The 6,237-nt window shown below is 64.8% G+C and carries 8 protein-coding genes, 1 tRNA gene and 3 pseudogenes; 4 read left to right on the forward strand and 8 right to left on the reverse strand.

Features of this window, described 5'->3' with window-relative positions; all coding sequences use genetic code 11:
• Positions 1–476: pseudogene (locus JCM19049_RS06990) on the reverse strand (hypothetical protein); the annotation flags it as partial.
• A gap of 186 nt (positions 477–662) precedes the next feature.
• Here JCM19049_RS06990 and JCM19049_RS06995 point away from each other — a divergent pair.
• Positions 663–735, forward strand: a tRNA-Lys gene (locus JCM19049_RS06995).
• A 113-nt stretch (positions 736–848) separates the two neighbouring features.
• Here the strand turns inward: JCM19049_RS06995 and JCM19049_RS19245 are convergent.
• From JCM19049_RS19245 to JCM19049_RS07020, 7 genes and pseudogenes are all read right to left on the reverse strand, one after another.
• Complete coding sequence (locus JCM19049_RS19245) at positions 849–1,175, reverse strand: hypothetical protein (protein WP_279402658.1); 327 nt, start codon at positions 1,173–1,175, stop codon at positions 849–851.
• Positions 1,172–1,423 (reverse strand): dienelactone hydrolase family protein, encoded by a 252-nt coding sequence (locus tag JCM19049_RS19250; RefSeq protein WP_279402659.1) that lies wholly within the window; start codon positions 1,421–1,423, stop codon positions 1,172–1,174. Before JCM19049_RS19250 ends, JCM19049_RS19245 begins: the two co-directional genes overlap by 4 nt.
• Positions 1,424–1,520: 97 nt before the next feature.
• Positions 1,521–1,706: a hypothetical protein gene (locus JCM19049_RS07005; protein WP_279402660.1), complete on the reverse strand. Its 186-nt coding sequence runs from the start codon at positions 1,704–1,706 to the stop codon at positions 1,521–1,523.
• A 378-nt stretch (positions 1,707–2,084) separates the two neighbouring features.
• A pseudogene (locus tag JCM19049_RS19255) lies at positions 2,085–2,510 on the reverse strand (DUF3817 domain-containing protein); the annotation flags it as partial.
• Between the two features lie 125 nt (positions 2,511–2,635).
• Positions 2,636–3,348: pseudogene (locus tag JCM19049_RS07010) on the reverse strand (demethylmenaquinone methyltransferase).
• A 95-nt stretch (positions 3,349–3,443) separates the two neighbouring features.
• Positions 3,444–4,415, reverse strand: a complete 972-nt coding sequence (locus JCM19049_RS07015) for an SRPBCC family protein (RefSeq protein ID WP_054821231.1) — start codon at positions 4,413–4,415, stop codon at positions 3,444–3,446.
• Between the two features lie 10 nt (positions 4,416–4,425).
• Positions 4,426–4,767, reverse strand: coding sequence for a winged helix-turn-helix domain-containing protein (locus tag JCM19049_RS07020; protein WP_054821232.1), 342 nt, complete (start codon positions 4,765–4,767; stop codon positions 4,426–4,428).
• A gap of 220 nt (positions 4,768–4,987) precedes the next feature.
• Here JCM19049_RS07020 and JCM19049_RS07025 point away from each other — a divergent pair, with 220 nt between their 5' ends.
• The 3 genes from JCM19049_RS07025 to JCM19049_RS19265 form a co-directional block, all read left to right on the forward strand.
• Positions 4,988–5,743, forward strand: a complete 756-nt coding sequence (locus JCM19049_RS07025) for an ABC transporter ATP-binding protein (protein ID WP_279402661.1) — start codon at positions 4,988–4,990, stop codon at positions 5,741–5,743.
• A gap of 136 nt (positions 5,744–5,879) precedes the next feature.
• The gene (locus JCM19049_RS19260; RefSeq protein WP_279402662.1) at positions 5,880–6,053 is read left to right on the forward strand and encodes a hypothetical protein; all 174 of its coding nucleotides are present in this window, start codon (positions 5,880–5,882) and stop codon (positions 6,051–6,053) included.
• Positions 6,050–6,237 (forward strand): hypothetical protein (locus JCM19049_RS19265; RefSeq protein ID WP_279402663.1); only part of this gene is annotated, 188 nt, incomplete at its 3' end. The genes JCM19049_RS19260 and JCM19049_RS19265, both read left to right, overlap by 4 nt.

The following is a 6,237-nucleotide window of genomic DNA, read 5'->3' on the forward strand; positions in this document are numbered from 1 at the left end:
GAAGTCCCCGTCAAAGGCGCCGGAGAGAATCGAGTCGGCCATCCTGCGCAGCTCATCGGCTGTCGGCGGCTCCGCCGCTCCCCGGCCACGATCCGGTCCACCTCGGCCCGCTCGGCCCCGGCACGGAACCGGGTGGCCATCACCTCCGGGTTGTTCAGCGTCGCGGTGCGGATGGCGTACAGCCGCCACAGGGCACCGGGCAGCGAGCGGGCCGGGGCTTCGCTCCACAGCTCGGCCAGCACCTCGATGCCCTCATCCTCGGCCACGGCCACCAGCCGGGCACTGACCTTCGGATCCTGGTTGGCCAGCCCGCCGTGCACAAAGGCGCGGGCCGAGAGGTGCGCGGCTTCCGAAACGCGCGCGGGATCGGCACCACCCACGTAGGCTTCGAACTCGCGGGGGGTGAATGGCTTGGGCTTGTGGTGGCGGAATCCGGAGTCGTGGGGGACCTTGGAACCTGCGCGTGGGCCTTTCATGGTGTCGAGAATACTCCCTGTTGCTGTGGGTGGTCTAAAAGCGGCGGCCAGCCAGTCTACGCCACCGTGGCGCCCGGGGGCAGTTAGCTGGCACACCCCGTGGGTGAGGGGGCCAGCACCGGGCTGACCTGCGGATTAAGAGCGGGTGGCGGTGATCGGGTAACATTGATCTTGGCTAAATGCCGTGCGCCTTTAGCTCAGTTGGTAGAGCACTGGACTTTTAATCCATTGGTCGTGGGTTCGAGCCCCACAGGGCGCACCGTCAAGATCGGGTCCGGCGAGGAACACCTCGTGGGGCCCGATCGTTTTTGTTTCGTGCATCCGCGGCGAGGCGGTTATGGCGTGGACCGGTCAGGGGACGCGGCGAGCCGCTCAAGAAACACCCCGACGCGCTGCATCAGCAGCGCAGTGGCCTGCGGATCGTGGCCGGGCAGGGAACTGTCGGTGAACAGGTGGGCCCGTCCCGGTAGGTGAAAAGCTGCGCCAGCCCGCGCCCGGACCCTGCACGAACTGCTGCGCCGCGTCCAGGTCCCCTTCATGGGCGAAAAACGGGTCATCTGCCATGCCGTGGATCTGCACCGGCACGGTACTCGGCCACGGCCCGGAGGACCAGGGGGCCTGCGGGTCCACAAAGGACTCCAGCAGCAGGGCACCACGCGCCCCGGCCCGCTGTTGGGCGAAGCGCTGGGCCAACATCACGCCCCAGGAGATCCCGGCATAGACCAGATCCTGCGGCAGGCGCCCACCAGCTCATCGGCCCGCTGGTTCACCGTCTCCTGCCCGAGCCGCTGCACCAGCTCCATCCCGGAGGGAATGTCGGGCGGCAATTTGCCGGCAAAGAAGTCCGGTGTGTGAACGACGTGCCCGGCCTGCTCCAATTCATCGGCCAGTGCGCGCACCCCGTCGGTCAGGCCCTGCACGTGGTGGAACAAGATGACTTCGGCCATGGGGGCTCCTGAGAGTGGGAGAGGCGGGGATGCGCCCGATCCTAGGGTGTGGGCCGCAGCGCGTCAACGTCCCGCCGCCGCTAACGCCCGGCACCGCCTAGCGTTCGTCCACCAGGTTCTCGATGCGCTGGGGCAGGTGCTGAAGCGCCGAATCCCAGCCGGGCATCTCACTGTTGATCTCCACGCTGTACCCCTCGGTGAGGATGAACTCGGCGCAGGTCAGGGTCTGTGATCCGGAGGTGCTTTCGTAGATGAAGGCGCGGCGGATGTCATGCCACAACAAGGTGGCGGACTCGTCGATGACCAGCCGGTGGGTTGAACCTCGACGGTGCGCTGCGGGTAGCTCATGGGGGCCTTCCGTGGCTGAAAAACGTGCTTTCGTCCCAGTGTAAGGGCAGGATGCGGCGAATCCGGAAGGCCCGGGCCGCAACTCAGGTAATCTTTGGCGGATCCACACGACGCAGCGAGCCCTCGGGCTCCGCGGGTGGCATCTACTGCGTATTCACAGAATCACGAAAGAACCTATTAGGAGCTTCACTTCGCGAATGCGCCTGCGGTGGATGGCTTTAATCCGTGCTTGCTGTTGTCTACGCAGCGATTTCACACGCAGATAGGGAAGCAAAGATATGTGTCAACGAGTGGGTGTCGTTTTCTGCACTTTTTACGCGCGAGGGACCGGCGGGCCAAGGTAGAGCAAGGTGCTGAAGAGCACGACTACGAGTACCAGTAAAAGCAGGATTGCTATTACTGGTCTACGTAATACGAACGCCTGCATCTGTTCAATTAATCCCTTAGGGGCGTCGCGGCCCGGGGCGAGACGCCAGTCTCCGTCCAGAAGGCCATGACGATGTACATAGAGCTCGAAGGGAACTGTTGCGAAAGGGATGATGGCAAGTACCAGTCCCGTCGATCCCACTGACGGACTCCACTTCTGATTAACCCACACGAAAACCGTCGTAACCGCGTAGCTAAGAAATACGAAGCCGTGAACGCCCCCTGTGATGGGAACAATATTGACGGTATCGGTAGCGCGCAAAATAAGGCCGGTAATCAGCCCAGCCCAGGTAACTACCTCTGCAATGGCGAAGAAGCGAAATAGTGCCCGCGGCTAACGCCTCGTGGGTGTGATCGTGTAATCAAAGCTGAAACGGTCCTTTCGGGCGCGTAAGGATCACGAGATTAGGTGGCCAAGGGGTCACCAGTGCCGTCTGCTCAATCTTCTTTCGCCTTGGTTGCCCGGTGCAGGGCAACGATGCCCCCGGTGAGGTTGCGGAACTCCACGTTCTGCCAGCCGACGGCCAGGAACTTGTGGGCAAGCTGCTGCTGGTTCGGCCAGGCGGCAATCGACTCCGCCAGGTAGCGTACGCCGAGGGGTTCGAGGAGACCAGGTAGCCCAGCGCCGGAATCACCCGGGGCAGGAACTGCTGGTAGGCAATCCGGATCGGGGCGAAGGTGGGGGTGGAGAACTCCGCCACCACAATCCGTCCGCCGGGTTTGGTGACCCGACGCATCTCGGATAGCGCCTTTTCGGTGTCGGAGATGTTGCGCAGCCCGTAGGAGATGGTCACCGCGTCAAAGGTGTCGTCCTCAAACGGCAGATCGGTGCCGTCCCCGTACACGAATTCCAGTTCCGGGTGGCGCTTGCGGCCCTCGGCAAGCATGCCGTGGGACATGTCGCAGGCGGTGACCTTCGCCCCGGCCTGTGCGAAGGGAACCGAGGAGGTGCCGGTGCCGGCCGCCAGGTCCAGGATCCGCTCCCCGGACTTGGGGTTTACGGCCTCGGTGGTGAGCTTGCGCCAGTAGTTGACGATGCCGCCGGTCATCAGGGTGTTGAGCAGATCGTAGCGGGGTGCCACGTTGTCGAACATCTCCTGAACCTGGTTTGCCTGCTTGTCCAGGCCCGCACGCACATTATGGGAAGTCATGGATCCAAGTCTTTCACAATCTTGGTGGGTTGCGTCCAGCCTGTGCCGCACATCGCCTCGCGCCCCGGCAGGTGCCGGGCGCGGGATGCGCACGGTCAGAGCAGGGAGTCCAGCCGGGCGTAGCTTGCCTCCATCCCGTCGGTCATCCCGGTGCCCAGGATCGAGTCGCGGGTGTGGGCGTCCGGGTAGGTGATCACCAGGGTCAGCAGGGTTCCGCCGGGCGCCGGGGTCAGTGTTAGCTCATTGACGGTGACCGGGGAATCGGTGCCGATCATCTGCTCGGTGGTGCGTTCGTAGACCGGGGCCTGGCGGGCCAGGATTCGGCCGCAGAAGCCGAATCCTTCCTGCCCCGATCCGGCCTGCGGTTCCCACCAGGAACGGTGTTCCTGCCCTACCTCGCTGCCGACCACGCATTCGGTCAGCCCCCAGCCGTCCGGGCCGAACATCCAGCGGCGCAGCATTTGGGGGTCGTGGTAGGCGTGCCAGGCCTGCTCCCGGCTGCCGCGGATGACCCGGCTAATGCGCACCTTCGTGTCGCTGAGCAGCTGGGCCTCGGTGGGCCGTGCCAGGGCCACATCACCCAGGTCGACCAGCACCTGGTCCAGCTGTCCCATGGCCAGGCGCAGGCCTTCATCCATCCCCATTTCCAGCAGCTGCTCCAGGTCCTCGACGGAATTGAAGTGGGAGGTGACCGTCAATTTCGAGCCTTCTTCCCACGGGCCGAAGGTGAAGCTGACCCGGGTGGTGGGCAGTTGCCGATTTGGTCCCCCCTCGGCCGTGGCGAAGCCGTCGATGACCTCGAAGAGCCTGTGTTCGAGAAGTTCACTCCACTGCCAGTAGCCGTGGAACGTCTCGCCCTCGGGGGAGGTCATGTAGTAGTGGCTGAAGCCGTTGGCGCAGCCGTCGTGGCGGGTGAAGGTGGCCGGGTAGCCCGGAGGCCCCCAGAATTTTTCGATCTGGCGCGGGTCGAGGTAGGCCTGCCAGAGCCGTTCGACCGGCACGGGGAATTCGGCGTGCACGGTGAGGGTCAGTGTGTCGGCGTCCTTGAGGACCGAGGTGACGGGCATGGCGTGCTCCTTAGGATGGTGCCTCGTCGGCGAGGAAGCCATCCAGGCGATCGATGCGCTGGCGCCAGATGTCCTCGAAGGCTGAGAGTGTTTGCGTGATGTGCCGGAGTCTTTCCGGCTGGCCCCGAACGAGTCGTTCGCGGCCACGTGCGATCTTGCTGACCAGGCCCGCCGCCTGAAGCGCGGCCACATGCTTTTGCACTGCGGCGAAGGACATGTCGTAGTCCGCCGCCAGGTCCGAGATGCTGACCTCGGCGTTAAGGGTTCGCCGCACCATGTCACGTCGTGTGGCGTCGGCCAAGGCACGGAAGACCCGGTTCAGCTGCTCATCGCTCAACTCTTGTACAACCATTTGGTTGTACAAAACCGGATGCCGCGCGGGCTGGGTAGGGGGCGGGGCAGAAAAATCTCCGCAATTCACTAGGGCGCTCGTCAGGTGACAATTCACCTAATGAAAAGGTGATAAGTCCCCGGGATTCAGGGCGACGGCTCCGGCTCTTCCCAAGGCGTCGCCCGGAGCCTAGCATCGAAGTCACCACCGAGGGGACGGACAGAGCACGCTAGGGGGCACAATGGGCGAGGCGATCATCCAGATTTCCGCACTGAGGAAGAGTTTCGGACGCGTCGAGGCGCTAAGGGGCCTGGATTTGGAGTTGGCTCCCGGTCAGATCCATGGCTTTCTTGGCCCCAATGGGTCGGGCAAGACCACGACCATCCGGGTGCTGTTGGGGCTGTTGCGTGCCGATGCGGGCCGGGTGCGGCTTTTCGGGGCTGATCCGTGGCGCGGGGCGGTGTCCCTGCATCGGCGTTTGGCCTACGTCCCCGGGGAGGTGAACCTGTGGCCGAAGCTGACCGGCGGGGAGGTGATTGACCTGCTCACCGCGCTGCGCGGCGCCGTGGACAAGGCGCGGCGCGATGAGATGATTGAACGCTTTGAACTGGATCCGCGGCGCAAGACCCGCACCTATTCCAAAGGCAACCGGCAAAAGGTGGCCCTGGTGGCCGCCCTGTCCAGTGACGTGGATCTACTGATCCTCGACGAGCCGAACAGCGGCCTGGACCCGCTGATGGAACGCGTGTTCCAGCACGCGGTGCAGGAAGCGGCCGAGCGCGGCACCGCCGTGCTGCTCTCCAGCCACCTGCTGGCCGAAGTGGAGAAGCTGTGCAGCCACGTCACCATCATCCGCGATGGGCGCAGCGTGGAATCCGGAACCCTGCAACAGCTGCGCCACCTGACTCGCAGCGATGTGGTGCTTTCTAGTGACATTCCGCTGGAGCGGCTGCGCGGGTTGGAGGGAGTGGAGGCGGTCCACCAGGAGCAGGGCTGATCCGGTTCAGCATCGAGCAGCAGCGCGTGGCCGGACTGCTGCGGGTGCTTGGCGGGTACACCGTGCACTCCTTCAGCTGCACCCCGCCGAGCCTGGAGGAGCTGTTCCTGAACCACTATCAGTCCGGGGCGGGACGATGAGTGCCCGGCGCGGGGGCCGGCATGCGCAGGTGGGTGTGCGCCGGCAGGGGTTCGGCGCCGCACTGCTCCTGTGGCGGCGGATGCTGTTCGCCTCCCGGTGGGGCATCCTGGTCTGGTCACTGGTGATGGCGGGGCTGCTGTACTACATGGTCCAGGCGGTGCGCACGTGATGGGCCCGGACGGGTTGCAGGCCCGGGCACAGGTGATTGGGCTGCCGGCCGGAGCCATGTTGTCCGGGCCCGGGTACGGACTGGAGGACTATACGCCGCAGGCCATGGCGGCCAACGAGCTGCTCGGGGGGCTTCGCGGTGGCCGTGGCGATCATGTCCCTGCGTCTGGCGGAGCGCCACACCC

This window comes from Arthrobacter sp. JCM 19049 (assembly GCF_001310435.1).